This window comes from Pseudomonas paraeruginosa PA7, from assembly GCF_000017205.1.
Taxonomy (GTDB): Bacteria; Pseudomonadota; Gammaproteobacteria; order Pseudomonadales; family Pseudomonadaceae; genus Pseudomonas; species Pseudomonas paraeruginosa.
The window spans coordinates 6,437,543-6,462,842 of sequence record NC_009656.1 but is presented as its reverse complement, the minus strand read 5'-3'; the positions used below and the strand labels follow the sequence as shown (position 1 = coordinate 6,462,842).

Below are 25,300 nucleotides of genomic sequence, written 5' to 3'. Positions count from 1 at the left end.
TTGGCTCAGAGGCTCAGCTTCTTGAAAAGACGTTCTGGCAGCAGCCGTATGATGACCATGATCGGAAGCCAGAAGCCTGGTGTATAGAGGACATCGCGGCCTTTGGCGATCGCTTTCTCGATATCTGCGGCGACCTTCTCCGGGCTTGCCCACAATGGCCCCTTGGGAAAGGCCGCAGTCATCGGTGTATCGACGAATCCGGGCTTGATGGTGAGAACCTGCACGCCGCTCTTGCCGAACCGGTTTCGTAATCCCTGCAGGAACAGGCTCAGCGCGCCCTTGGCGGTACCGTAGACATAGTTCGACTGGCGGCCGCGGTCGCCGGCCACCGAGCCGATCACGGCGATGCAGCCGGAATTCTGGGCCTCGAAATGCTTGGCCAGCTCGGTGAGCAGAGCGATCACGCTGAAGGCGTTGATGGTCAGTTCGCGCAAGGTCAGATCGACGCTCTGCTCGCACGCTTTCTGGTCGCTCAATGTGCCGTGGGCGATGAGCACCTGGTCGAGGCCGCCGAGGGTCTCGATGCAGGAGTGCACCAGGACCGGGTAGTCGTTGTTCGTGGCCGCATCGAAGCCGAGGGTATGTACCGCGGCAGCACCGCGTACTTCCAGATCGGTTGCCAGCAGTTGCAGGCGTTCGCGATCACGGGCCAGGAGCAGCAGTGTGGCCCCTTGGGCGGCGAAGCGACGGGCGGTGGCTTCGGCAATGGCAGAGGTGGCACCGACGATCAGGATCTTTTTCATCGATTCAGTCCAGACCCAGGCGGCGGGCCTGGAGGGAAGTGAATTTGCCCAGGGCGCCGTAGCGTTCCCGGGTTTCCTGGAAGTTTTCCCAGCGGGGATAGCTCTGTTTGAAGGTGGCTTCGCTCATACGCGCGTCCTTGGCCAGATACAGTCGTCCGCCATGATCGAGCACCATGCGGTCCAACTCGTCGAGCAGGGGCAACAGGCTTGCATCCATCTTGAAGTCCAGGGCCAGGGTGTAGCCCTTCTGCGGAAACGACAGCGGGTTTTCGTTACCTTCACCGAAAGCCTTGAGCACCGCCAGGAAAGAACCACGGCCCGAGGCCGCTATACGTTCGAGGATACGCCTCATGCCGGGCAGGCCGGCGCTGGCGGGAATGACGAACTGGTATTGCAGGAAGCCGTTGCGGCCGTACATCCTGTTCCAGTCGCCGATACCGTCCAGCGGATAGAAGAAGCTTCGGTAGTCGACCCGCTGCTCCACGCGGGGCTGGCGAATTCGCTGGAAATACAGGCTGTTGAAGACGCGCACCGAATAGTGATTGAGCAGGGCCGATGGCATTTCCAGCGGAACCGCAAGCGCGCGCCTGGGCGGCAGTGCCAGTCCGCCGTGCGAAGAATGCTCGCCGAACATCAGCAGCGAGCGGCCAAGTGAGGCGCCATTCGCCAGGCAGTCTATCCAGGCCACCGAGTAGGTGGCAGCCGCCTGCTGCTCGAATAGCTCGAAGGCTTCCTCGAGATTGTTCGCCTTGCAGGTGACCTGGTCGATCCAGGCGCTGGGCACGCGCCTCAAGCGCAGGGTGACGTCGACCAGCGCACCGGTAAGGCCCATGCCGCCGCAGGTTGCGTGGAACAGCTCGGGGTGCTCGTTGCGCGAACAGTGCAGCAGGTCGCCATCGGCCATCAGCAGGCGGAAGGAGTCGACGAACTCGCTGAAGCAACCATGCAGGTGGTGGTTCTTGCCGTGGACGTCGCTGGCGATGGCTCCGCCGACGGAGATATGAGCGGTGCCGGGGGTTACCGGAAGGAACCAGCCGCGTGGCAGGAAGGTAGCGGCCAGGTCGGCCAGGGTGGTGCCCGCTTCGCAACGAAGTACGCCGGTAGGTTCTCCGAACGATTGCAGGTGATCGAGGTTCCGGCTATCGGCGATCGATTCGCCAAGGGCGCTGTCGCCGTAGCTTTTCCCATGGCCGCGAAGGGTGATCCCGGAGGATAGCTGGATGCGACGGCGCAGTTCGTCCACGCTACGCGGCGACACGAGGGTGGCGTTGATGCGGGGATAGCGTCCCCAGCCGAAGACTTCCATCAGGTATCCGCCATGCCGAAGACGAAGCGCCGGTCGAGCTTGTACTTGGCGAAGTAGCCGACGGCGAGGCCTATCACCCCGCCCAGGTAGCGCATTTCCTTGCTGTCGAAGAGGTGGTCGAAGGTGAATTCGAACCCCCAGAATATCGCGGTGGTGAATACACCCATCAGCGCATAGAGCAGGAAGGTCTGGCTGTCGTGGGAAAGGTTGTTGGCTTTGAAACGGAAAATGTAGCGCTTGTCCAGCGCATACTTGACCAGCAGCCCAACGGCAGTGCCGATCATGATGGAGAGAGCCATGGCGTAAGGGCCGAAATACAGACGAGTGCTCAACTCCTGTGCCCCGATATTGCAGATTGTTGCGATCGCCGCCAATAACGTGTAGATCAGGGCCAGCTTCATCACCAACTCTTCCAGTTCCAGCTACCCGAGGCCAAGTGGGCATGCATACTACCGTAGAGCGGAGCTCCTCTCTAGCGCAGCTGAAGGGGCTATTGGCGCTAATGAGACCCAGGCAGTGGGTCAAGAATGCTTTCGTGGTTGCGCCACTGCTTTTTTCCGGCGAGTTCCTGCAGGTCGACGCGGTCCTTCATGCCCTGGCCGCGGTTCTGCTCTTTTGCCTGGCGTCCTCCGCTACCTATATCGTCAACGACCTGCACGATATCGAGCGTGATCGCCTGCACCCGAAGAAGGCCCTTACCCGCCCGCTCGCTTCGGGGCTGGTGTCGCCCCTGCAGGCGAAGTATCTGCTGGCCCTCCTGTACCTTGCATTGCTCGGCGGCCTGCTGATCAGTCCGCCGGTGATCATGGTGATCGGCCTGTACCTGCTGTTGAACCTGGCCTACACCTTCTTCCTGAAGCATCAGCCGGTACTGGACATCTTCACTATCGCCTTGGGGTTCGTATTGCGTGTCTATGCCGGGGCGGTGGCGCTAGCGGTACCGGTGTCTTCCTGGATGTTCGTCACCACATTGTGCCTGGCGCTCTATCTGGCTGCGGTCAAGCGACGTCAGGAACTGGCCAGGAACGGCAGCCAGAGCCGTGAAGTCCTGCAGCACTATTCGCTGGCGTTGGTTGATCGTTATGCGGAAATGTCTGCAACCGGGGCTTTGCTGTTCTACAGTCTGTTCGTGATCACCAGTCGAGAGGAACTGGTGGTGACCATTCCGCTCGTGCTGTTCGGTTTGTTCCGGTACTGGTATGTGGTGGAGGCCAAGGAGGGTGGTGAGTCGCCGACCGATGCCCTGTTGTCCGACTGGCAGCTTCTGGCGACAGTGGTCCTCTGGGGGCTGGCCTGCGCCTATGCGCTCTGGCCGCACTGAGATGAAGGATTACTCCTACCTGATCACTCCTTTCCTGGCCTGGCTGGTGGCTGGCAGTTGCAAGTTCGTGATCAATAGCCTCAAGGCAGGAAAACCGGCTTTCGGCCTTATCGGTTATGGTGGCCTGCCAAGCAACCACAGCGCCATCGTCGGCAGCATGGCCGCTCTCATTGCTCTGCGGGAAGGTATCGGCCATCCGGCTTTCGGCGTGGCCGTCACGCTGGCCTTCATCGTGGTGCTCGATGCCAACAGCCTGCGACGGCAGATCGGACTGCAGGCGCGGGCGATCAACGAGTTGCGCGACAGCCGTGAAAAGGGCGCATTGCGTGAGCGCATGGGGCACAGTCGGACGGAGATTCTCGCCGGCCTGCTGGTGGGGAGTCTGGTGGCCTGGCTGGTGGTGCTCGTGCTGCCCGTCTAGGTGGTGTCGGCCCGCCCGGCGAGAACCGGTCGGTCATGGTATCAACAGTTGAATTCACCCCATTTTTGGCACAGATTGTTCAAAAATAACAATACGACTCCCGATGTCCTGGAATCCCTGCTCCTGAACAGCCAATAGCAGTAGCCAGCATCAGGAGATTGACCGATAGGTAGCCGAATTGAAAAAGAGCCTCCTGGTGACCGGTCTGAACGGATTCGTGGGCCGTCATCTGCGGCAGCGCATCGAAAGCCACGATTTGCCTTGGTCCCTTCTGCCTCATCCCGCCTTCGATCTGGCGGTCCCCGAGTCGCTGGAAAGTTGGCGATGCGAAATGCCCGACGCAGTGATACATCTCGCTGGGCAGACCTTCGTGCCGGACTCCTTTCTCGATCCGCGTCGGACTTTCGAAGTCAATTTTCTGGGGACGCTTTCTCTTCTTCAGGCACTGAAGCGTAACGGTTTCGCCGGCACCTTCCTCTACATCAGCTCCGGCGACGTCTATGGCCAGGTGCCCGAAGCGGCGTTGCCGATCCACGAAGAGTTCCTGCCCCGCCCGCGCAACCCCTATGCCGTGAGCAAGCTGGCGGCCGAGTCGCTGTGCCTGCAGTGGGGCATCAGCGAAGGCTGGCGGGTGCTGGTGGCGCGGCCGTTCAACCACATCGGCCCGGGGCAGAAGGACAGCTTCGTGATCGCCAGCGCCGCGCGGCAGATCGCCCGGATGAAGCAAGGCCTGCAGGCTCATCGGCTGGAAGTGGGGGACATCGACGTCAGCCGTGATTTCCTCGATGTCCAGGACGTGCTGTCAGCCTATCTGCGGCTGCTCTCCCACGGGGAACCGGGGGCCGTCTACAACGTCTGTTCCGGTCAGGAGCAGAAAATCCGCGACCTGATCGAACTGCTGGCGGATATCGCCCAGGTCGAGCTGGAAATCGTCCAGGATCCCGCCCGGATGCGCCGGGCGGAACAGCGCCGGGTCTGCGGCAGTCATGCCCGCCTGCGCGACGCCACGGGGTGGAAGCCTGAAATAACCATAAAACAATCCCTGCGGGCGATCCTGTCCGACTGGGAGTCACGGGTACGAGAAGAATGACAAGAAATGCACTGGTAACTGGGATCACCGGTCAGGACGGAGCGTACCTGGCCAAGCTGCTGCTGGAAAAAGGCTATCGCGTCCATGGCCTGGTGGCGCGGCGCAGCAGCGACACGCGCTGGCGCCTGCGCGAACTGGGGATCGAGGACGACATCCAGTACGAGGACGGCGACATGGCCGACGCCTGTTCGGTGCAGCGCGCGGTGATCAAGGCCCAGCCGCAGGAGGTCTACAACCTGGCGGCGCAGAGCTTCGTCGGTGCCTCCTGGAACCAGCCGGTGACCACCGGCATCGTCGACGGCCTGGGGGTGACCCACCTGCTCGAGGCGATCCGCCAGTTCAGCCCGGAAACGCGCTTCTACCAGGCCTCCACCAGCGAAATGTTCGGCCTGATCCAGGCCGAGCGCCAGGACGAGAACACGCCGTTCTACCCGCGCAGCCCCTATGGCGTGGCCAAGCTCTATGGCCACTGGATCACCGTCAACTACCGCGAAAGCTTCGGCCTGCACGCTTCCAGCGGCATTCTCTTCAACCATGAGTCGCCGCTACGCGGCATCGAGTTCGTCACGCGCAAGGTCACCGACGCCGTGGCCCGCATCAAGCTCGGCAAGCAGCAGGAATTGCGCCTGGGCAACGTCGACGCCAAGCGCGACTGGGGCTCCGCCGGGGACTACGTCGAAGCCATGTGGCTGATGCTGCAGCAGGAAAAGGCCGACGACTACGTGGTAGCCACCGGCGTCACCACCACCGTGCGCGACATGTGCCAGATCGCCTTCGAGCACGTGGGCCTGGACTATCGCGACTTCCTCAGGATCGACCCGGCGTTCTTCCGGCCCGCCGAGGTCGACGTCCTCCTGGGCAACCCGGCCAAGGCCCAGCGCGTGCTCGGCTGGAAACCCAGGACCAGCCTGGAAGAGCTGATCCGGATGATGGTCGAGGCGGACCTGCGACGCGTAGACCGGGAGTGAGCCATGCTGATTCCCGTGGTGCTTTCCGGCGGCGCCGGCACCCGCCTTTGGCCGGTGTCGCGTGAAGGTCAGCCGAAACCGTTCATGCGCCTGCCCGATGGCCAGACCTTGCTGGGCAAGACCTACCGGCGCGCCGCCGGGCTCCTGTCCGGACCTGGCGACATCGTCACGGTGACCAACCGCGACTACTACTTCCAGAGCAAGGACCAGTTCCAGGAAGCCCGCCTGGGCCGGCTGCGCGGACACTTCCTGCTCGAACCGGCGGGGCGCAACACCGCCCCGGCGATCGCCGTCGCGGCGCTGGCGCTGCAGGCCGAGCATGGCGACGCGGCGGTGCTGGTGGTGATGCCGGCCGATCACCTGATTCGCGACGAAGCGGCCTTCCGCGCGGCGGTCGAACATGCCACGCGCCTCGCCGCCGCCGGCCACCTGGTCACCTTCGGCGTGGTGCCGAGCGCGCCGGAAACCGGTTTCGGCTACATCGAACTGGGCGAGCGGCTGGACGAGCGGGGCGCGGCCAGGGTGCGCCGCTTCGTCGAGAAGCCCGACGAGCAGACCGCCCGGGTTTACCTGGAAAGCGGCAACTTCCTGTGGAATTCCGGGATGTTCTGCTTCACGGCGGCGACCCTGGTCGACGAGCTGGCGCAGCATGCGCCGGCCCTGCTGGAGCAGGCCAGGGCCTGCCTGGCCGCCAGTGCGGCTGTGCAGATGGCCGATGGGGTCCAGCATGAACTGGCGGGCGAAGCCTTCGCCGCGCTACCGGACATCTCCATCGACTACGCGCTGATGGAGCGCTCCGCGCGGGTCGCGGTGGTGCCGGCGAGCTTCGACTGGAGCGACATCGGCTCCTGGGGCGCCATGGGCACGCTGCTCGACGCGGATGCCGAGGGCAATCGCGGTAGCGGCGACACCCTGTTCGTCGACACCCGCAACACCTTCGTGCAGAGCGACGGGCGTCTGGTCGCCACGGTCGGGGTCGACGACCTGGTGGTGGTGGATACTTCCGATGCGCTGCTGGTCGCCCGCGCCGACCGGGTCCAGGACGTGCGCAGGGTGGTGCAGCGGCTGAAGGACGAGCGGCACGAGGCCTATCGGCTGCATCGCACCGTCAGCCGTCCCTGGGGCACCTACACCGTTCTGGAGGAAGGGCCGCGCTTCAAGATCAAGCGCATCGTGGTCAAGCCGGGAGAGCGCCTGTCGCTGCAGATGCACCATCATCGCAGCGAGCACTGGATCGTGGTGCAGGGCATGGCCCGGGTCACCAATGGCGACGGCGCGCGGCTGGTCAACAGCAACGAGTCGACCTACATTCCCGCGGGCCACCAGCATCGCCTGGAGAACCCGGGGGTCATCGACCTGGTGATGATCGAGGTGCAGAGTGGGGAATACCTGGGAGAGGACGATATCGTCCGCTTCGAGGACCAGTACGGCAGGGTGGTCTGATGCTTCTTGGCTTGTCTCGTTCCTTGTGGGGCTATCGCGGATTCGTGCTCGGCAGCGTCAAGCGCGAGTTCCAGTCGCGCTACCGCGGCTCGCTGTTCGGCGCGCTGTGGACAGTGCTCAACCCACTGTCGATGATCGTCGTCTACACGGTGATCTTCTCCCAGGTGATGCGCGCGCGCCTGCCCGGCGTCGACGATGGCCTGGCCTATAGCGTCTATCTCTGCGCCGGCCTGCTGACCTGGGGCCTGTTCGCCGAGATCACCCTGCGCAGCCAGGGCATGTTCATCGAGAACGCCAACCTGCTGAAGAAGATCAGCTTCCCGCGCATCTGCCTGCCGGTCATCGTGCTGCTCAACGCCGCGGTCAACTTCGCCATCATCCTCGTCCTGTTCCTCGGCTTCCTCGCCCTCAGCGGGCGCCTGCCCGGGGCGGCGCTGTTGGCGCTGGTGCCGCTGCTGGCGATCCAGGTGCTGTTCGCCGCCGGACTTGGGATGATCCTCGGGGTGCTCAACGTGTTCTTCCGCGACGTCGGCCAGTTGTTCGGCATCTGCCTGCAGTTCTGGTTCTGGCTGACGCCGATCGTCTATCCGATCGGTATCCTGCCGGAAGGCATCCGCTCGCTGATCGAGCTCAACCCGATGACCGCGCTGATGCGCAGCTACCAGCAGCTGTTCCTCCATGGACAATGGCCGGACTGGCCTTCATTGCTGCCGATCACCCTGCTGGCGCTGCTGTTGTGCGCGCTCGGCCTGCGCCTGTTCCGCCAGCGGGTCGGCGAAATGGTGGATGAACTCTGATGGGACAGATACGCGTATCCGGCCTGGGCAAGGCCTACAAGCAATATCCCAATCGCTGGAGCCGGCTGTTCGAGTGGCTGGTGCCTTTCAGCCCTTCGCGCCACCACCTGCACTGGATCCTGCGCGACGTCGAGTTCACCATCGAGCCTGGCGAAGCGGTCGGCATCGTCGGGGTCAATGGCGCTGGCAAGAGCACCCTGCTGAAGATGATCGCCGGCACCACCCAGCCGACCTGCGGCGAGATCCGCGTGGCCGGCCGGGTCGCCGCGCTGCTCGAATTGGGCATGGGCTTCCACCCGGACTTCACCGGCCGGCAGAACGTCTTCATGGCCGGGCAACTGCTGGGCATGCAGGTCGAGGAGATCCAGGCGCTGATGCCGGAGATCGAGGCCTTCGCCGAGATCGGCGAGGCCATCGAGCAGCCGGTGCGCACCTACTCCAGCGGCATGCAGATGCGCCTGGCGTTCAGCGTGGCGACTGCCCGGCGACCGGACATCCTGATCGTCGACGAGGCCCTGTCGGTTGGCGATGCCTATTTCCAGCACAAGAGCTTCGAGCGCATCCGCAGCTTCCGCAAGGCCGGCACCACCCTGCTGATCGTTTCCCACGACCGCTCGGCGATCCAGTCCATCTGCGACTCCGCGATTCTCCTGGAGCAGGGACGGATGGCCATGCGTGGGCGGCCGGAGGAGGTGATGGACTACTACAACGCCCTGCTCGCCGAGCGCGAGGGGCAGACCGTGCGCCAGGAAATGCTCGCCGACGGCCAGGTGCGGACGATCTCCGGTACCGGTGAGGCGGCGATCCTCGACGTGCGGATGGTCGACCAGCGGCAGCGCGCGCTGGAGGTGGTCGAGGTGGGCCAGCCGGTGGCGCTGGAGGTCGAGGTGGAGGTACGCCAGGACATCGAGCGGCTGATCCTCGGCTTCATGATCAAGGACCGCCTCGGCCAGCCGATGTACGGGATCAATACCCACCGCCTGGACAAGGCCCTCACCGACCTGAAGGCCGGCGAGCGCATCACCTACCGCTTCGCCTTCGACATGCGCCTGGGCAAGGGTCACTATTCGGTGGCGCTGAGCCTGTCGCGGCTGGACTCGCACCTGGACCGCAACTTCGAATGGCGCGACTACGGCCTGGTCTTCCATGTCATCAACAACCGCCGGGAAGACTTCGTCGGTTGCTCCTGGCTGGGCGCCGAAACCCATGTCAGCCGCTCCACCGAGGCGGCGCTGGACCCCACCTCCGCGGAGAGCACTCCATGACGCGTCTGCTGGTCGAATGCACCTATGTGTTCGAGCATCCCAAGGTCAATTCCGGTATTCAACGGGTGGTGCGCAACGTCATCCGCGAGTTGCCGGAAGCCGACGAGACGGTGGAATGCATCCCGGTAGCGATGCTCGACGGCACCCTGTACCAGGTCCATAGCCTGGCGCCGCTGGACCCGCGTCCGCATTCGCCGCTGGTACGCCTGCGCATCCTGCTGGAGCGGGCCGCCAACTACTTCTGGCTGGGCCAGCGCACCCTGGAGAAGCGCCGCCCGTTCCGTTCCTCACCGTGGGCCCGGCGCCTGCTCTACATAGCTTGCCGACTGTTCGCCTTCGCTTTCCTCAGCGTTCCGCTGCGCCTGCTCGACCGTATCCTCGGCAAGCAGCAGCCCGCACCCGTTCGCGCGACCCCGCTCGAACATCGGGCCGGCGACCAGCTGGTCTTGCTGGACTCCTCCTGGCACGCCGATTTCTTCCCGCTGGCGGAGCGCCTCAAGAGCGAGGGCGTGGGCATCGTCTCGGTGATCTACGACCTGATCCCGCTGACCCATCCGCAATTCTGCGATGCCGGCCTGGTCAAGGTGTTCAACCACTGGTTCGACTGGATCGCGGCCACCGCCGACGGCTACGTCGCGATTTCCGAGACCATCCGCGACGAGGTACGCGCGGAGATGCTGCGGCGCATCGGCCCGGAGAAGGTCGCGCAACGCTGGTTCGACTATTTCCACCTGGGCTCGGAGCTGGACCTGGTGGAGGACGGCGCCGCCGTCGAGCCCGACCTGCTGCGCATGTTCAAGGCCAAGGCGCCGGTATTCCTGATGGTCAGCACCATCGAGCCGCGGAAGAACCACGGTTATCTGCTGGATGCCTTCGAGCGCGCCTGGGCCCAGGGCTCGCAGGCGCGGCTGTGCATCGCCGGACGCATCGGCTGGAAGTGCGAGGCGCTGGTGGAGCGGGTGCGGCAGCATGCGGAGCTGGGCAAACGCCTGTTCATGTTCAACGATCTCTCCGACAAGAGTCTGGAGTACGCCTATTCCCACGCCGCGTCGCTGGTCTTTCCATCCTACGTGGAGGGCTTCGGCCTGCCGCTGGTGGAGGCCATGCAGCGCGGCCTGCCGGCGATGGGCAGCGATATTCCGGTGTTCCGCGAGATCGGTGGCGAATTCATGGCCTACTTCGATCTCGCCGATCCGCAGACCCTGGCGAGCCTGGTCACCCGCTTCGAGGCCACGGGCGAGTTCCCGGCCGAGCGACCGGTCGGCGAATGGCGCTGGATCGGCTGGCACGAGGCGAGTCGGCAACTGATCGCGCGGATCCTGCTCGCCCTCGGCAAGGCGTCGGCGCGAGGCGAGGCAGTACATGCGGATTGCGGTTAACGCGCGGATTCTCCAGGCGCCGCGGACCGGCATCGGACATTACCTGGTCGAGCTGCTGGGTGCGCTGCAGGCCCATGCCGACCTCGAGTTTTCCCTGTTCCATGGCTGGGGCTGGAGTGGCGACCTGCCGGCGGCGGCATTGCCCGGCTACTCGCGCCTGTCACCCTGGCTGCGCAGCGTGCCCGGCGCCTACCGGGCACGGCGCTGGCTGGAGCAGCGGCGCTTCGAGCGCGGCCGGCCAGCGGTCGATCTCTACCACGAGCCCAGCCTGTGGCCGCTGGAGTTCGACGGGCCGCTGCTGATGACCCTGCACGACCTGACTCATTTGCGCTATCCGGCGACGCAACCCGCCGCTCGCTTGCGCGAAATAGAACGCCGGTTGGCGCGTGGGGTGGAAAAGGCGCGGTTGATCCTGACCGACTCGCAGGCGATCGCCGACGAGGCGCAGGCGTATTTCGGCCTGCCGCGCGAGCGCTTCGTGGTGGCGCCCCTCGGCCATGCCGCGCGCTTCCGCCCGCGGGACCGGGAGTCCCTGCGCGAGCCCTTGCGCACGCATGGTCTGGTGCCGCGCGGGTATTTCCTCTGCGTGGGAACCCTGGAGCCGCGCAAGAACCTGTCGCTGGCCCTGCGCGCCCACGGGCAATTGCCGGCGGCGATCCGCCAGCGTTTTCCGCTGATGATCGTCGGCATGCCAGGTTGGGAGAGCCGCTCGCTCAACGACGAGTTGCGCCAGGCCCTGGCCTCCGGAACCGTGCGGTTGCTCGGCTACCTGCCGGACGAGCGGGTCGCCGAACTGCTGGCGGGCGCGCGGGCGCTGGTGTTTCCCTCGCTCTACGAGGGCTTCGGGCTGCCGGTCCTGGAGGCCATGGCCAGCGGCACGCCGGTGTTGCTCACGCGGCTTTCGGCGATGCCCGAGGTGGCCGGCGAGGCGGGCAGCTATATTGACCCGGATGATGCCGATGGGCTATCTGACATGCTGGTCCGCATGACCGAGGATACCGTCTACTGGGAGCATTGCCGGGAAGCCGGCCTGCGACGGGCGGAGCAGTTTTCCTGGCAGCGTTGCGCGAATCTCACCGCTGCAGCCTATCGTCGTGCCGTGGAGGGCTGAATGCGGGTACTGCACTTCTACAAGACCTACCTGAGCGAGACGGTAGGCGGGATCGAACAGGTGATCTTCCAGCTTTGCGAGAGCAGCGGGCCGTGGGGGATAGATAATCATGTTCTGACCCTGAGCAGCGATCCGCATCCGCCTGTCGTGCCCTTCGGCGGACATGTGGTGCATCGCGCCAGGCTCGACCTGCAGCTCGCTTCCACGGGTTTTTCCCTGAGCGTGTTCAAGCAGTTCCGCGAGCTGGCGGCGGAGGCGGACGTGGTCAACTACCACTTCCCCTGGCCGTTCATGGACCTGGTGCATTTCCTCACCGGTATGAACAAGCCGAGCGTGGTCACCTACCATTCGGACATCATCCGCCAGCGCGTCCTGTTGAAACTGTACCGGCCGCTGATGAGTCGTTTCCTCCACAGCGTGGATCGTATCGTCGCAGCCTCGCCCAACTACTTCAGCACCAGCGACGTGCTCCGCCAGTACCGGGAAAAGACCCGGGTGATCACCTACGGCCTGGACAAGGCTTGCTACCCGAAGCCTGCGGCACAGCGTCTGGAGCACTGGCGAGAGAAACTCGGGCCGCGGTTCTTCCTGTTCGTCGGGGTGATGCGCTACTACAAGGGCCTGCATATTCTGCTGGATGCGTTGCAGGGCACCGATTACCCGGTGGTGATCGTCGGTGCCGGGCCGTTGCAGGCCGAGCTGTATGCCCAGGCCGCGGCGCTGGGGCTGCGCAACGTACACTTTCTTGGCCGGGTGGACGACGAGGACAAGGTCGCCCTGCTGCAACTCAGCTACGCCATGGTCTTTCCGTCGCACCTGCGTTCCGAAGCGTTCGGCATCTCCCTGCTGGAGGGCGCGATGTACGGCAAGCCGATGATCTCCAGCGAGATCGGCACCGGCACCAGCTACATCAATATCCATGGCGAGACCGGCCTGGTCGTGCCGCCCAGCCAGCCGGCCGCGTTTCGCGAGGCGATGCGCTGGCTATGGGAACATCCGCAGCAGGCGGAGGAAATGGGCAGGAATGCGGAGGCCCGCTATCGGCAACTGTTCACCGCCGAGGAAATGGGGCGTCGCTGGAGCGAGCTGTATCGCGAAATTTTGGAGGAAAAGGCTTCCTCCACATGCGCGAAGGCCGCTCGGTAAGGAGCGGCCTACGGTACAGTTCAGGCAGGCCTGAACCTTGGCATAACAGTGTCGCTTAGCGCCAGAACGGCTTGTTCAGTTCGGCGTAGCGCTGGGCTTCGCTGATGCCGGCATCGGCGAGCAGGCGGGAGTCCAGGCGGGCCAGCTGGCGACGGCTCTGGATGCGGCGCTGCCACAGTTTCATGGTGCCCAGCAGGCTGCTGCTGCGGCGGTTGGAGCGAGCGATGTCGAAAGTGTTGGAACCGAGGGTACGTTCCATGATGTGTCGATCCTTCCCACTTGTGGTGGGTAGTCAGGTTGCCAGTGATTAACTGAGCAATATGATCTGACTAACAGGTCAACAAGAATAGGAACAGTTGCGGAGAATTGCGTTGGATCACCGGGGTGTGTTTCCGAACTGTATGGGTTGTTTCGGTGCGTAACTGTACCGCTCTGCACCGTCATGGTGCGTTACCGAAAGAAACAACGAAGTGTTACAGCAGGAAAAGCGGAAGGGCCGGGTCGGCGTGTTGCGATGGCGGCAAGAGAAAAGGCCGTCGAAAAATGTTTTTACGTGGTTTTTTCTGCTCTGTCCAGACGCCCGGGCGAATTAATCGCCCGGGCGCGGGAAATAGTTGCGGATGAAACGGTTCAGCCTCAGCCGGCCAGCATGTGTCCGCGTTCCTCCAGGTTCAGGTGCCAGGCCAGCGCCTCGCGCAACAGATGCGGCGTGTGGCCGCCTTTCGCACAGGCCGCCTCGAAGTAATCCAGCAGCGGCGCCTGGTAGGACGGGTGGACACAATTCTCGATGATCACCCGGGCCCGTTCGCGAGGCGCCAGGCCGCGCAGGTCGGCGAGGCCCTGCTCGGTGACGAGGATGTCGACGTCGTGCTCGGTGTGGTCGACGTGGCTGACCATCGGCACCACGCTGGAAATGTTGCCGCCCTTGGCGATCGACTTGGTGACGAAGATCGCCAGGTGCGCGTTGCGGGCGAAGTCGCCGGAGCCGCCGATGCCGTTCATCATCTTCGTGCCGCCGACGTGAGTCGAGTTGACGTTGCCGTAGATGTCGAACTCCAGCGCCGTATTGATGCCGATGATGCCCAGGCGACGCACCACCTCGGGGTGGTTGGAGATTTCCTGCGGGCGCAGCACCAGCTTGTCCTTGTAGCGCTCCAGGTTGCCGAACACATCGGCGTTGCGCCGCGGCGACAGGGTGATCGAGCTGCCCGAGGCGAAGCGCAGCTTGCCGGCGTCGATCAGGTCGAAGGTCGAGTCCTGCAGCACTTCGGAGTACATGGTCAGGTTCTCGAACGGCGACTCGATCAGGCCGCACATCACCGCGTTGGCGATGCTGCCGATACCGGCTTGCAGCGGGCCGAGGCTGTTGCCCATGCGTCCGGCGTCGACCTCGCGCCTGAAGAAGTCGATCAGGTGGTTGGCGATGGCCTGGGTCTCGCCGTCCGGCGGCAGCACGGTGGATGGCGAGTCCGGTTGGTCGTTGATGACGATGGCGACGATCTTCTCCGGCGGGATCGGGATCGCCGTGCTGCCGATGCGGTCGTCGACGCGGGTCAGCGGGATCGGCGTGCGGGTCGGCCGGTAGGTCGGGATATAGATGTCGTGCAGGCCTTCCAGGTTGGTGCTGTGGGCCAGGTTGATCTCGACGATCACCTGCCTGGCGAAGATCGCGAAGCTCGCCGAGTTGCCCACCGAGGTGGTCGGCACGATATGGCCCTGCTCGGTGATCGCGGCGGCTTCGATGACGGCGATGTCCGGCAGCTTCAGCTGGTGGTTGCGCAACTGCTCGACGGTTTCCGAGAGGTGCTGGTCGATGAACATCACTTCGCCGGCGTTGATCGCCTTGCGCAGGGTGCTGTCGACCTGGAACGGCATGCGCCGGGCGAGCACGCCGGCCTCGGTGAGCTGCTTGTCGAGGTCGTTGCCGAGGCTGGCGCCGGTCATCAGGCTGATACGCAGCGGACGTTCCCTGGCGCGCATGGCCAGCGCCTGGGGTACGGCCTTGGCCTCGCCGGCGCGGGTGAAACCGCTCATGCCGACGGTCATGCCGTCCTGGATCAGGTCGGCGGCTTCGGCCGCACTCATCACCTTGTCGAGCAGGGAAGGCAGGCGCACGCGATCACGGTACATGGAACGAACCTCAGACGACGAATTATTGGAGGCCGCCAGTCTAGGGTTTCCGCGATTTTTCGCCTTTATACCAAGGTCGAAGCGCCATTCAGCGGGCTTATGGGCGGATTGCCAGGACCACCACGCCCGCTGTCACCAGGCCTACGCCGAGCCATTGGCGCAGGTCCAGGCGTTCGCCGAGGAAGGCCACGCCGAGCACTGCCACCAGCACCACGCTGAACTTGTCCAGCGGCGCCACCAGCGACGCCGGGCCGAGCTTGAGGGCGCGGAAATAGCAGATCCAGGACGCACCGGTGGCAAGCCCGGAAAGCGCCAGGAACAGCCAGCTGCGCGGCGGGATGCTGCCCGGGGCCTGGAGTTTGCCCAGGACCGCGAGGATGCCGCCGAGGGTGACGAGGATCACCAGGGTGCGGATGAAGGTGGCGAAGTCCGAATCGACCTGGTCGAGGCCGATCTTGGCGAAGATCGCGGTCAGCGCGGCGAACAGCGCCGAAAGCAGTGCCCAGAAGGCCCAGGATGCCAGCATGTCGTCCTCCTCCGGGCCTTCTCCACGGGCTGCGCCGCTACAGGGCTTCCAGCTTGGCGTAGCCGAGCATCAGCCACTTGCTGCCTTCGCTCTCGAAGTTCACCTGCACCCGGGCCTGGGCGCCGGCGCCTTCGAAGTTGAGGATAGTCCCTTCGCCGAACAGCGCGTGGCGCACCCGCTGGCCGAGGGAGAAGGGCGTCTCCGGCACCCCGGCGCCGCTGAACAGGCTGCCGCCGGCGCTGCGCGAGGCGCCACCGTAAGGGCGACTGACGGTATTGGACAGACGCACTTCCTGGATCAGCGAGGGCGGGATCTCGCGGATGAAGCGCGAAACCTTGTTGTAGGTCTCGCTGCCGTAGAGCCGACGGGTCTCCGCGTAGGTCAGGACCAGTCGCTGCATGGCGCGGGTGACGCCAACGTAGGCCAGGCGGCGTTCCTCTTCCAGGCGGCCGGACTCCTCCAGACTCATCTTGTGCGGGAACAGCCCTTCCTCCATGCCGACCAGGAACACCAGCGGGAACTCCAGGCCCTTGGCGCTGTGCAGGGTCATCAGCTGGACGCTGTCCTCGTGGGCGTCGGCCTGGGTTTCCCCGGCCTCCAGGGAGGCGTGGCTGAGGAAGGCCTGCAGCGGGGTGAGGTCTTCCTCTTCCTCGCTGTTCTCGAAGGCGCGGGCGGCGCTGACCAGCTCCTCGAGGTTCTCCACCCGGGCCTGGCCTTTCTCGCCTTTTTCTTCCTTGTGGTAGCCGATCAGGCCGGACTGCTCGATCACCGTCTGGGTCATCAGGTGCAGCGGCATGTCCATGACCTTCGCCGAAAGATTCTCGATCAGCTCGACGAAGCCGGTCAGGGCGCTGGCGGCGCGGCCGGGCAGGACCTTGTTGGCGATCATCAGGCGGATCGCCTCCCACATCGACACGTCGTTGCCGCGGGCGAATTCGCGGATGCTCTCCACCGTCTTCTCGCCGATGCCGCGTGCCGGCACGTTGACCACCCGCTCCAGCGCCGCGTCGTTGCCGCGGCCGTCGAGCAGACGCAGGTAGGCCATGGCGTTCTTGATCTCGGCACGCTCGAAGAAGCGCTGGCCGCCGTAGATGCGGTAGGGAATCTTCTCCCGCAGCAGGGCTTCCTCCAGCACCCGCGACTGGGCGTTGGAGCGGTAGAGGATGGCGATCTCGCTGCGCGCCAGGCCGCCCTTCAGTGCGCTCTCGATCGACTCGACCACGTAGCGCGCCTCGTCGTGCTCGTTGAACGCGGCGTACAGGCTCAGCGACTCGCCGTCCTCGCCGTCGGTCCACAACTCCTTGCCCAGGCGTCCCTGGTTGTTGGCGATCAGGGCGTTGGCGGCCTTGAGGATCGACGCGGTGGAGCGGTAGTTCTGCTCCAGGCGGATCACCTCGGCGTCGGCGAAGTCGTCGCTGAACTGCTGGATGTTCTCGATCCGCGCGCCACGCCAGCCGTAGATCGACTGGTCGTCGTCGCCGACCACCATCAGGCTGTCGCCGCCCTTGGCGAGGATGCGTAGCCAGGCGTACTGCACGGCGTTGGTGTCCTGGAACTCGTCCACCAGGATATGGCGGAAGCGCCGCTGGTAGTGCTCGAGCACGCCGGGATGGTCGCGCCAGAGGTCCAGGGCGCGCAGCAGCAGCTCGGAGAAGTCGATCACCCCGGCGCGGGCGCAGGCCGCCTCGTAGGCTTCGTAGATCTTCAGCATGGTGGCGAGGAACAGGTCGCCGCCGGGCTGGATGTGCTGCGGCCGCAGGCCTTCGTCCTTCTGCCCGTTGATGAACCACTGGGCCTGGCGCGCCGGCCAGCGCTGCTCGTCGAGGCCGAGTTCGCGGATCACCCGCTTGACCAGGCGTTGCTGGTCGTCGCTGTCGAGGATCTGGAAGTTCTCGCTCAGCCCGGCCTCGCGCCAGTGCGCGCGCAGCAGGCGGTGGGCGAGGCCGTGGAAGGTGCCCACCCACATGCCCGCCGGATTGATCCCGAGCAACTGCTCGATGCGGTGGCGCATCTCCGCCGCCGCCTTGTTGGTGAAGGTCACCGACAGGATGCTGTAGGGCGAGGCGTGCTCGACCTGGATCAGCCAGGCGATCCGGTGCACCAGCACGCGGGTCTTGCCCGAGCCGGCGCCGGCGAGGACCAGTTGGCGGCCCAGCGGCGCGGCCACGGCCTGGCGCTGCGGGTCGTTGAGGGAGTTCAGCAGGAGGGAGAGGTCGTCGTTCATCGCGGCATTCTACCGGGGCGGGGAAAAACCGGGCAAACCGGGCCGCCATTCGGCGCGGGCCGGCGCAGCGTCGGGCCCGGCTGCGGAAAAATGCTCCCTGCCGGCCTTGGGCAGCCCGCTCGTGCTCGGTTATGCTCCGGCCACTTCGAGGCAGACCACTACAAGAACAAAGCGCCCATGACCTTCCATGTCGAGCCCTTGGCGCTGCCGGGCGGCAGCACCGATGTACTGCGGCTCTATGCCCGTGAAATCGCCATCGAGCGTACCCGGCTCCTCTACCTCGGCTCGCGCACGCCGACCCTGCTCATGCTGCTCGGCGGTGCGACCAGCGCCTGCCTGGTGTGGGGCAAGGTCAGCAGTTGGCTGCTCGGCGGCTGGCTGGTCTGGCTGGTGTTGCTCGCCGTGCTGCGCCTGCTGCAAGTCGCCGCCTTCCAGCGAGCCGACAGCCGTCGCCAGGCCAGCCGCCACTGGCGACGGACTTTCCTGCTCGGCGCCGGCGCTTCGGGCCTGACCCTGGCGTTGGCGGTGATCATGCTGGTCCCGGCCGATGCCTTCCTCCAGCAGGTGCTGGTGTTCGGCCTGGCGGCGGCGGCGATCCTTTCCGCCAGCGTCGCCTATGCGGTGAGCCTGCCGGCCTTCCTCAGCTTCGCCTTGCCGGGGCTGTTGCCGTCGATCGGCTTCCTGCTGCTGCAGCCGCACAGCCTGCTGCAGGGCTGGGGCATGCTCGGCCTGATCCTGCTGGTGGCCTTGCTGGTGGTCGCCGGGCAGATCCACCGGCTGGTGCAGGGCGCGCTGCTGCGACGCTTCCAGACCCAGGCGCTGAACCTGCACCTGGAGCGCGCCAACGCCGAGGCCGAGGCGCTCAACCGCAAGCTCGCCCAGGAGGTCGGCCAGCGACGCCTGGTCGAACGCGAGCTGCGCGCCGCCCGCGATGCGTTGCAGCGCCGGGTGGAGGCGCGCACCGAGGAGCTTGGCGCGACCAGCCAGGCGCTCAGCCAGAGCGAGGCGCGCCTGGCCATGGCCCTGGAGGCCAGCGAGCTGGGGTTGTGGGACTGGGACCTGGAGAGCGGCCGGGTCCAGCATTCCCATCTCGAAGCGATCTTCAGCGACGCCGGAGACGGTCCCGGGGACTATCGCAGGCTGATCGAAAACATCCACCCCGGCGACCTGCCGCGCATCCGTCGCGCCCTCGCCGAACATCTAAAGGGACGCAGCGAGCTATACCGGGTGGAGTACCGCGTGCGCGGCCGGGAGGGCGGCTGGCGCTGGCTGGAGGATCGTGGCCGGGCCATGGCCCGCGACCCGCGGGGACGGGTGACGCGGATGCTCGGCACGCGCAGCGACATCAGCGCGCGCAAGCGCCTGGAAGAGCAGCAGCAACTGGCCGCGACAGTGTTCGAGGCGGCCAGCGAGAGTATCGTGATCCTCGATCCGGCCTACAACCTGCTGGCGGTCAACCAGGCCTTCAGTCGTATCACCGGCTATCGCCGCGAGGACGTGGTCGGGCGCAACGCCAGCCTGCTGGTGAACACTCCCGAGGCCCAGCGCCACTACCGGCAGATCCGCGCCGAGCTGCGCCAGCACGGGCAGTGGCAGGGCGAACTGGTGGATACGCGGAAGAATGGCGACCCTTATCCCCAATGGTTGCAGCTCAACCTGCTGCGCGACGGCAACGGCGAGGCGACCCACATCGTCGGCTTCTTCACCGACCTCAGCGCTCGCCGCGATGTGGAGGAGCGCCTGCGCCACCTGCTGCACTACGACGAGCTGACCGGCCTGGCCAACCGCCGGCTGTTCCGCGAGCGCCTGCACGAGGCGGCCCAGCGGGCGCGCCAGGAGGAGGGCGAGCTGGCCCTGCTGCTGATCGACCTGGACCGCTTCAAGCTGCTCAACGACAGCCTCGGCCATGAAGTCGCCGACCAGTTGCTCAGGGAGATGGCCCGGCGCCTGCGGCGCACCGCGCCGGAAGCGAACACCCTGGCGCGCCTGGCCGGCGACGAGTTCGCCATCCTCCTCGATGGCGGCACCGGCGCCGCGGCCCTGTCGCGCCTGGCCGAACGCCTGCTGGCCCAGTTGCGCCAGCCGGTGAGCGTGCTCGGCCACGAGCTGATCCTCGGCGCCTCGCTGGGAATCAGCCTGTTTTCCGAGCAGGCGCGGGAAATCTCCGTGCTGATGAGCCAGGCGAACCTGGCGATGCAACACGCCAAGCAGCTGGGCGGCAACACCTTCCAGTTCTTCCGCGACAACCTGCAGGACAGCACCCTCGAACGCCTGCGCCTGGAAAGCCGCCTGCGCAAGGCGATCGAGGAGGGCCAGCTGGACGTGCATTACCAGCCCAAGCTGTGCCTGGCCAGCGGCCGCCCGGACTCGGCCGAGGCGCTGGTGCGCTGGCACCATCCGGAGGATGGCATGATCCCGCCGGCGACCTTCGTCGGCCTGGCCGAGGAGTGCGGGTTGATCGGCGAGATCGGCGAGTTCGTCCTGCGCCGGGCCTGCCTGCAGGCCGCCGAGTGGAACGCGCGCGGCCTGTCCGTGAGGGTCTCGGTTAACCTCTCGGTGCACCAGCTGCGCCAGGGCGACCTGCTCGAGGTGGTGCGCTCGGCGCTGGCCGACAGCGGCCTGCCGGCGGCGCAACTGGAGCTGGAACTGACCGAGAGCCAGTGGCTGGACGCCCTCGACAGCGTCCTGGCGACCTTCCGCCAGTTGCGCGAGATGGGCGTGAAGCTGTCGATCGACGATTTCGGCACCGGCTACTCCTCGCTCAGCTACCTGAAGCGCCTGCCGCTGGACTACCTGAAGATCGACCAGTCGTTCGTCCGCGACCTGACCCAGAACGGCGAGGACGCGGCGATCATCCGGGCGATCATCGCCATGGCCCACAGCCTTGACCTGAAAGTGGTCGCCGAAGGCGTGGAAACCACGGAGCAGCGGGACTTCCTGGTGGCCCAGCGCTGCGACGAGTTGCAGGGCTACCTGATCGGCCGGCCGCTACCGGCCCACGCGGTGGAAGAAGGTTTGCGCCAGGCTCGTTGAATGCGCGCCGGCGGAGTATGCTGTAGCCTTTTCGACTCCCGCGAATTAAGGACGATTCATGCGCTCGAAGCCGCTTCTCCCCGCCCTCCTGCTGGTGGGCGCCGGGCTCTCCCCGCTGGCCCAGGCCAGCAGCGACGACTCCTGCTACCCCGATTGGTCGCTGGTCGGCGGCGGCGCCTGCGATACCCTGCCGTTCCTCGCCCCGGGCAATGACACCCGCGCCAACCTGCGCCTGCTGCTGGCCGACGCCGGCCACTGGCGGCTGGTAGAGGCGCCGCCCTCGGAGGAAGAGAAGCTCGAAGGCTACGGTCTGGTGCCGTTCGGCCTGTTCCGCCTGCTGCCCGGCGACGGCAGCCAGCCGCCCGCGCCGCCGGCGGCGAGCGAAGCCGAGACAGCGCCGCCCGCGCCAGCTCCCTCGCCGCTGGCCGAACTGGCCCGGCAGATGGGCGCCGAAGCGCTACCGGAAAAGATCGCCGGCGCCGAATTCTTCGAGGGCGAGGGCAGCCGCTGCCGCAGCAACGACCAGGACAGCGCGCTGGCGTTCCTCCGCCAGGTGCGTGACGCCGGGCTGGCCGAGGCGGAGACCAGGGCCCTGGCCAACAGCCGCCTGGACCTGCTCGGTGCCTGCGGCTGGGAACAAGAGGAACTGGGCGGTGTGCTCGCGCATGGCGTCGAGTCGGCCGAGGGCAAGGCCTTCGCCACGTACCTGGAGGCTGCGGCCAACTTCTACAGTGGCCGCTTCGACGAAGCCGAACAGGGCTTCAAGGCGTTGCAGGACGTGTCGCAGCCCTGGCTGAAGGAAACCGCCCTGTACCTGCAGGCGCGCACCCTGCTCAACGCCGCCCAGCAGAACGCCTTCGACGACATGGGCTTCCCCGAGTTGCAGAATGTCGACAAGGCTCGCCTGGAACAGACCCGCAGCGCCCTCGATGCCTACCTGCAGGCGTATCCGAAGGGGCTCTACACCGCCTCGGCCAAGGGCTTGCAACGGCGCGTGCATTGGTTGGCCGGCGACCAGAAGCTGCTGGCCCAGGACTATGCCGCGCAATTCGCCGAAGCCGAGCAAGGGCAGCGCAACATGGCCCTGGAAGACCTGGTCCAGGAGGTCGACAATAAGCTCCTGACCGGTATCCAGCTCGGCGATATCCAGACTCCGCTGCTGCTGGCGGTGGCCGACCTGGTGCAGATGCGTGCCCACGATCCGTCGAGCCCGCGCAACTTCAACTGGGAAACGCTGCAGGCCCAGCAGGCCAGCTTCGCCGCGCATCCCGAACTGTTCGCCTACCTGCAGGCGGCCTATCGCTTCTATGTCGACCAGGACCCGGCGAAGACCCTCGAAGCGCTGCCGCAAAAGGTCGGCAGCCTCGACTACGTCGGCTTCAGCCAGCAGACCCTGCGCGGGCTGGCGCTGGAGCAGCAGAAGGACTGGAAAGCCGCCGAGTCGCTCTGGCTGGAACTGTTGCCGCAGGCCGCGCAGCCGTACCAGAAGGGCCAGTTGCAGTTGGCCCTGGCGCTCAACTACGAGCGCAGCGGCCAGCTGGAAAAGGTCTTCGCCGAAGCCTCGCCAGTCAAGGAGCCGCTGCTGCGCAGCATCCTCCTGCGCAACGTCGCCGACGCCGAACTGCTGCGCCGCCAGGTCAGGCAGGGCGCGACGGCGGAAGAGGGCGATACCGCGCTGTTCACTCTCCTTTACAAGGACCTGCGCCGCAGCCGCTTCGCCGACTTCGGCAAGGACTTCGCGCTGCTCGGCGAAACCCCGTCGCAAACCAGGCTGGGCACCAGCCTCGGCTATGTCTACGGCGCCGGCAACAGCCTGGAGCTGTTCCGCTGGAAGGGCGACAAGGCCGAGTCCGGCTACGTTTGCCCGGCCATCGCCGAGTCGGCCGCGGCGCTGGCCGCCGATGGCAACGACCCGAAGGGCCTGAACTGCCTGGGCGAATTCATCCTGCGCAACGGCCTCGACGGCATGCCGCTGGACGACCAGCCCGAGGCCAGCGAGCTGGGCGGCACCCCGAGCGGTTTCAAGGGCGAGGTGTACTCCCGGCTGGATGGCTACCGCCAGGTCATGGACAACGCCAAGGCACCGCGCGAAGACAAGGCCTACGCGCTGTTCCGCGCGATCAACTGCTTCGCCCCGGCCGGCTACAACACCTGTGGCCAGCAGGACATCCCGCAGGCCGAGCGCAAGCAATGGTTCCGTACGCTCAAGTCGACCTACGCCGACAGCTCCTGGGCCAAGGAACTGAAGTACTACTGGTGAGGCGCTGGCGAGCCTGGTTGGCGGGCCTGCTGCTGGGCCTGCCGCTGTTGCCGCCCGCCGAAGCCGCGGTGCGCGCCGAGGACTACGACGCCTTCTGGCTGTGGAGCGGCGTCGCGCCGCAGCCGGCGCTGGCGCGGGCCGAGACGCTGTACATCCTGCAGGGGCAGATCAGCCAGTCGCGCCGGCGCCCCGGCGAGGGCGTGCGGCTGATCGCCCAGGGCATCTCGGTGCCGCGCCTGGCGCGGGGCGAGGTCTGGGTGGTCTATCGCGCCCATACCCTGCGCTGGACGCCGCAGATCTACCAGGCCGTGCTGAACCAGGTGCAGCGCTGGAAGCGTGCCGGCAACCCGGTGGTCGGCATCCAGATCGACTTCGATGCACGTACCCGCTACCTCGACGAGTACGTCGATTTCCTCCGCGACCTGCGCCGGCGCCTGCCTCGCGAGTACCGCCTGAGCATCACCGGGCTGCTCGACTGGGGCAGCAACGCCGAGCCGGCGGCGATCAACCGGCTCAAGGGCGTGGTCGACGAAGTGGTGGTGCAGACCTACCAGGGCCGCCACAGCATTGCCAACCACGCCGCCTATCTGCCGCGGGTCAGCCGCCTGCAACTGCCGTACCGGATCGGCCTGGTCCAGGGCGGCGACTGGCAAGCCCCCGACTACCTGGAAAAGAGCCCCTGGTTCAGGGGCTACGTGGTGTTCCTGCTCAACCCTCAGTGAGCGCAGCCGCAAGCGCCCTTGCCGGCACACCCGCCGCTGCGTTCGGCCTGCGGCTGGCGGGTGTCCTGGCCGGGCTGGAGATCGCGCATCAGTAGCGCGTAGCGCAGGTCCAGGCCTTCCGGCAGCGCCAGGTAGACCACGTGGCCATTGCCCGGCGCCACCTCGATGGCTTCGCCGGCGGCGTTGCGCAGGTCCTCCACGCGCAGGCCCAGGTTGCCTCGCGGAGTCATCAGTTCGACGCTGTCGCCGCGCTGGAAGCGGTTCTTCACCTCCACCTCGGCCAGTCCGTCGCGGCGTTCGCCGGTGAGCTCACCGACGAACTGCTGGCGCTCGGACAGCGAATGGCCGTGCTGGTAGTTCTGGTACTCGTCGTGCACGTGGCGGCGCAGGAAGCCCTCGGTGTAGCCGCGGTGGGCGAGGGACTCCAGGGTGTCCATCAGGCCGCGGTCGAACGGTCTGCCGGCCGCTGCGTCGTCGATCGCCTGGCGGTAGACCTGGGCGGTGCGCGCCACGTAGTAGTGGGACTTGGTGCGGCCCTCGATCTTCAGCGAATGCACGCCGATCCGCGCCAGCCGCTCGACGTGCTGCACGGCGCGGAGATCCTTGGAGTTCATGATGTAGGTGCCGTGTTCGTCCTCGAAGGCGGCCATCGGTTCGCCGGGACGGTTGCCTTCCTCCAGGAGGAATGCCTGGCCGGTCGGCGCGCCGCGTCCCAGGGTCGGCTCCAGCGCCACCACGTTGCCCAGCTCGTCCTCGCGGCCCTCCACCGCCTTGTATTCCCAGCGGCAGGCATTGGTGCAGGTGCCCTGGTTGGGGTCGCGGCGGTTGATGTAGCCGGACAGCAGGCAGCGCCCGGAATAGGCCATGCACAAGGCGCCGTGGACGAACACTTCCAGCTCCATGTCCGGGACCTGCTGGCGGATTTCCTCGATCTCCTCCAGCGATAGCTCGCGGGAAAGGATCACCCGGGTCAGACCCTGCTGCCGCCAGAACTGCACCGCGGCCCAGTTCACCGCGTTGGCCTGCACCGACAGGTGGATGGGCATCTGCGGGAAATGCTGGCGAACCAGCATGATCAGGCCGGGATCGGACATGATCAGCGCGTCGGGGCCCATGGCGATCACCGGCTCCAGGTCGCGCAGGAAGGTCTTCAGCTTGGCGTTGTGCGGGGCGATGTTGACCACCACGTAGAAGCGCTTGCCGAGCGCGTGGGCCTCGGCGATGCCTTCGGCCAGCTGGGCGTGGTCGAAATCGTTGTTGCGTACCCGCAGGCTGTAGCGCGGCTGCCCGGCGTAGACGGCATCGGCGCCGTAGGCGAAGGCATAGCGCATGCTTTTCAGGGTGCCGGCGGGGCACAGCAGTTCGGGGCGGAGGGCGGTGGCGGTCATGGTTCGGGCTCGCAACGACGTGGGCGC

General features: G+C 66.1%; 21 protein-coding genes. 13 read left to right on the top strand and 8 right to left on the bottom strand.

Translation table 11 applies throughout. The annotated features are described in order from the left end of the window. Positions 1-5: 5 nt before the first annotated feature. The 3 genes from PSPA7_RS29805 to PSPA7_RS29795 are packed head-to-tail and all read right to left on the bottom strand — an operon-like array spanning position 6 to position 2,450. Positions 6-743 (bottom strand): SDR family oxidoreductase, encoded by a 738-nt coding sequence (locus PSPA7_RS29805; protein WP_012078026.1) that lies wholly within the window; start codon positions 741-743, stop codon positions 6-8. A 4-nt stretch (positions 744-747) separates the two neighbouring features. Continuing rightward, on the bottom strand, positions 748-2,049 hold the full coding sequence (locus tag PSPA7_RS29800) for an FAD-binding protein (RefSeq protein WP_012078025.1): 1,302 nt from the start codon (positions 2,047-2,049) through the stop codon (positions 748-750). After that, positions 2,049-2,450 carry a GtrA family protein gene (locus PSPA7_RS29795; RefSeq protein ID WP_003152552.1) on the bottom strand — a complete coding sequence of 134 codons (402 nt, stop codon included), beginning with the start codon at positions 2,448-2,450 and terminating at the stop codon, positions 2,049-2,051. Before PSPA7_RS29795 ends, PSPA7_RS29800 begins: the two co-directional genes overlap by 1 nt. A 134-nt stretch (positions 2,451-2,584) precedes the next feature. Between PSPA7_RS29795 and PSPA7_RS29790 the strand changes: the two genes are divergently transcribed. The 10 genes from PSPA7_RS29790 (at position 2,585) to wbpZ (ending at position 12,990) form a co-directional block, all read left to right on the top strand. Beyond that, on the top strand, positions 2,585-3,370 hold the full coding sequence (locus PSPA7_RS29790) for a decaprenyl-phosphate phosphoribosyltransferase (protein ID WP_003152550.1): 786 nt from the start codon (positions 2,585-2,587) through the stop codon (positions 3,368-3,370). Position 3,371: 1 nt separating this feature from the next. Beyond that, complete coding sequence (locus PSPA7_RS29785; protein ID WP_003152549.1) at positions 3,372-3,791, top strand: divergent PAP2 family protein; 420 nt, start codon at positions 3,372-3,374, stop codon at positions 3,789-3,791. A gap of 178 nt (positions 3,792-3,969) precedes the next feature. Continuing rightward, positions 3,970-4,881 (top strand): GDP-mannose 4,6-dehydratase, encoded by a 912-nt coding sequence (locus tag PSPA7_RS29780; protein ID WP_012078023.1) that lies wholly within the window; start codon positions 3,970-3,972, stop codon positions 4,879-4,881. Continuing rightward, on the top strand, positions 4,878-5,849 hold the full coding sequence (gmd, locus tag PSPA7_RS29775; RefSeq protein WP_012078022.1) for a GDP-mannose 4,6-dehydratase: 972 nt from the start codon (positions 4,878-4,880) through the stop codon (positions 5,847-5,849). Before PSPA7_RS29780 ends, gmd begins: the two co-directional genes overlap by 4 nt. Positions 5,850-5,852: 3 nt before the next feature. Next, positions 5,853-7,292 (top strand): mannose-1-phosphate guanylyltransferase/mannose-6-phosphate isomerase, encoded by a 1,440-nt coding sequence (locus PSPA7_RS29770; protein WP_012078021.1) that lies wholly within the window; start codon positions 5,853-5,855, stop codon positions 7,290-7,292. Next, entirely contained in the window at positions 7,292-8,089 is a 798-nt protein-coding gene (locus PSPA7_RS29765) for an ABC transporter permease (protein WP_012078020.1), read from the top strand. Before PSPA7_RS29770 ends, PSPA7_RS29765 begins: the two co-directional genes overlap by 1 nt. Beyond that, positions 8,089-9,354, top strand: a complete 1,266-nt coding sequence (locus tag PSPA7_RS29760; protein ID WP_012078019.1) for an ABC transporter ATP-binding protein — start codon at positions 8,089-8,091, stop codon at positions 9,352-9,354. Before PSPA7_RS29765 ends, PSPA7_RS29760 begins: the two co-directional genes overlap by 1 nt. Next, on the top strand, positions 9,351-10,733 hold the full coding sequence (locus PSPA7_RS29755; protein ID WP_012078018.1) for a glycosyltransferase family 4 protein: 1,383 nt from the start codon (positions 9,351-9,353) through the stop codon (positions 10,731-10,733). The genes PSPA7_RS29760 and PSPA7_RS29755 overlap by 4 nt, the downstream gene beginning before the upstream one ends. After that, positions 10,717-11,844 (top strand): glycosyltransferase family 4 protein, encoded by a 1,128-nt coding sequence (locus PSPA7_RS29750; protein WP_012078017.1) that lies wholly within the window; start codon positions 10,717-10,719, stop codon positions 11,842-11,844. The genes PSPA7_RS29755 and PSPA7_RS29750 overlap by 17 nt, the downstream gene beginning before the upstream one ends. Continuing rightward, positions 11,845-12,990 carry a D-rhamnosyltransferase WbpZ gene (gene wbpZ, locus PSPA7_RS29745; protein ID WP_003152539.1) on the top strand — a complete coding sequence of 382 codons (1,146 nt, stop codon included), beginning with the start codon at positions 11,845-11,847 and terminating at the stop codon, positions 12,988-12,990. A gap of 55 nt (positions 12,991-13,045) precedes the next feature. Here wbpZ and PSPA7_RS29740 read toward each other — a convergent pair whose 3' ends face one another. The 4 genes from PSPA7_RS29740 to uvrD all read right to left on the bottom strand — a co-directional run bounded on the left by PSPA7_RS29740 (position 13,046) and on the right by uvrD (position 17,870). Next, positions 13,046-13,249: a DUF1127 domain-containing protein gene (locus PSPA7_RS29740; protein WP_003096877.1), complete on the bottom strand. Its 204-nt coding sequence runs from the start codon at positions 13,247-13,249 to the stop codon at positions 13,046-13,048. A 377-nt stretch (positions 13,250-13,626) separates the two neighbouring features. Beyond that, the gene (gene scpC, locus PSPA7_RS29735) at positions 13,627-15,120 is read right to left on the bottom strand and encodes a succinyl-CoA:acetate CoA-transferase ScpC (protein WP_012078016.1); all 1,494 of its coding nucleotides are present in this window, start codon (positions 15,118-15,120) and stop codon (positions 13,627-13,629) included. A 97-nt stretch (positions 15,121-15,217) separates the two neighbouring features. Further along, positions 15,218-15,646 carry an EamA family transporter gene (locus tag PSPA7_RS29730; RefSeq protein WP_003152537.1) on the bottom strand — a complete coding sequence of 143 codons (429 nt, stop codon included), beginning with the start codon at positions 15,644-15,646 and terminating at the stop codon, positions 15,218-15,220. 37 nt (positions 15,647-15,683) lie between these two features. After that, positions 15,684-17,870, bottom strand: a complete 2,187-nt coding sequence (gene uvrD / locus PSPA7_RS29725) for a DNA helicase II (protein ID WP_012078015.1) — start codon at positions 17,868-17,870, stop codon at positions 15,684-15,686. A gap of 177 nt (positions 17,871-18,047) precedes the next feature. Here uvrD and PSPA7_RS29720 point away from each other — a divergent pair, with 177 nt between their 5' ends. From PSPA7_RS29720 to PSPA7_RS29710, 3 genes are read left to right on the top strand one after another with little or no spacing between them, the layout of a single operon-like run. Further along, positions 18,048-20,903 (top strand): putative bifunctional diguanylate cyclase/phosphodiesterase, encoded by a 2,856-nt coding sequence (locus tag PSPA7_RS29720; RefSeq protein WP_012078014.1) that lies wholly within the window; start codon positions 18,048-18,050, stop codon positions 20,901-20,903. A 58-nt stretch (positions 20,904-20,961) separates the two neighbouring features. Further along, positions 20,962-23,163, top strand: coding sequence for a PA5441 family protein (locus tag PSPA7_RS29715; RefSeq protein WP_012078013.1), 2,202 nt, complete (start codon positions 20,962-20,964; stop codon positions 23,161-23,163). After that, positions 23,160-23,885 (top strand): DUF3142 domain-containing protein, encoded by a 726-nt coding sequence (locus PSPA7_RS29710; RefSeq protein WP_034080678.1) that lies wholly within the window; start codon positions 23,160-23,162, stop codon positions 23,883-23,885. The genes PSPA7_RS29715 and PSPA7_RS29710 overlap by 4 nt, the downstream gene beginning before the upstream one ends. Here the strand turns inward: PSPA7_RS29710 and trhP are convergent. After that, positions 23,879-25,273, bottom strand: a complete 1,395-nt coding sequence (trhP, locus tag PSPA7_RS29705; protein ID WP_012078011.1) for a prephenate-dependent tRNA uridine(34) hydroxylase TrhP — start codon at positions 25,271-25,273, stop codon at positions 23,879-23,881. The genes PSPA7_RS29710 and trhP overlap by 7 nt on opposite strands. Positions 25,274-25,300: the final 27 nt, after the last annotated feature.